The 1,496-nt window shown below is 62.8% G+C and carries 1 protein-coding gene; it reads right to left on the reverse strand.

The annotated features are described in order from the left end of the window. Positions 1–104: 104 nt before the first annotated feature. Complete coding sequence (locus A3764_RS07155) at positions 105–1,463, reverse strand: glutamine synthetase family protein (protein ID WP_067928220.1); 1,359 nt, start codon at positions 1,461–1,463, stop codon at positions 105–107. Positions 1,464–1,496: the final 33 nt, after the last annotated feature.

Here is a 1,496-nt window from a genome sequence, read left to right on the forward strand (position 1 = left end):
TCGCCCTTCAGCGCGGGAAAGGCGGGCAGGGGCGTGGCGGTGGCCGCATACCAGCTGTCGGGATAGGCCCCGGCCCGGTCATTGGCATAGAGCAGGTCCATGGCTCAGACGTTCATCAACAGATGTTCACGCTCCCACGGGGAAATGACCTGCAGGAATTCGTCGTATTCGGCACGTTTCACGATGCCATAGACACGGGCGAATTCGGGGCCGAGCACCTTGTGCAGGGCGGTCGATTCCTCGAAGAGGTCCAGCGCCTCGCCCAGAACGCGGGGGATGTCGCCGTCGCCATCGTAGGCGTCACCGTGGAATTCGGGCAGCGGGTCGCGGCCTTCGGTCAGGCCGAGGTAGCCGCAAGCGAGGGAGGCGGCGATGCCCAGATAGGGGTTGCAGTCCATCCCGGCGAGCCGGTTTTCCACCCGCCGCGCGCCGGGGCTGGACAGCGGCACCCGGATCCCGGTGGTGCGGTTGTCGCGCCCCCATTCGAGGTTGATGGGTGCCGCGTGGTCCTTCACGTAGCGGCGATAGCTGTTCACGTAAGGTGCAATAACGGCAAGTGCCGCGGGCATATGGTTCTGCAGGCCCGCGATGAAGTGATGAAACTCCGCCGTTTCCTTGCCGTCCTCGTCGGAAAAGATGTTGCGGCCATCCTCTGCCGTCAGCACCGAATGGTGGATATGCATGGCGCTGCCGGGTTCGTCGGCGATGGGCTTGGCCATGAAGGTGGCATAGCAATCGTGGCGCAGCGCGGCTTCGCGGATCAGGCGCTTGAAATAGAACACCTCATCAGCCAGCCGCACCGGGTCGCCGTGGATGAGGTTGATCTCCAACTGTCCCGCACCGCCTTCCTGCGTGATGCCGTCGATCTCGAACCCCTGCGCTTCGGCGAAATCATAGATGTCGTCGATCACCGGGCCGAATTCATCGACCGCGGTCATGGAATAGGCCTGCCGGGCGGCAGCAGGACGGCCCGAGCGGCCCATCATCGGCTTGATCTCATGCGCGGGATCGAGGTTGCGGGCGACGAGAAAGAATTCCATCTCGGGTGCGACGATCGGTTCCCACCCCTTGTCGCGGTAAAGCTGCACCACGCGCTTGAGCACGTTGCGCGGCGAATAGGGCACCGGTTCGCCGTCGCGGTTGAAGGCATCGTGAATGACCTGCAGCGTCCAATCCGCCGTCCACGGTGCTGCCGTGGCGGTATCCATGTCGGGGCGCAGGATCATGTCTTTTTCGATGAAACCCTCATCACCCGCCGCTTCGCCCCATTCGCCGGTGATCGTCTGGTAAAAGATGCTGTCGGGCAGGTGGAAATATTCCTGCCGCGCGAATTTCGTGGCGGGCACCGCCTTGCCGCGTGCGATCCCCGGTAGATCGGGAATGATACATTCCACTTCGTCGAGGCGTTTGCCATCGAGGTATTGCCGTGCCGATGCGGGGAGTTCATCCATCCAGTCGGCCATCAGGGCCTCTCTTTCTTTCGGTTTTCCTTGAAG

Origin of the sequence: Sulfitobacter sp. HI0129, from assembly GCF_001635395.1 — a bacterium.
Lineage (GTDB): Bacteria > Pseudomonadota > Alphaproteobacteria > Rhodobacterales > Rhodobacteraceae > Sulfitobacter.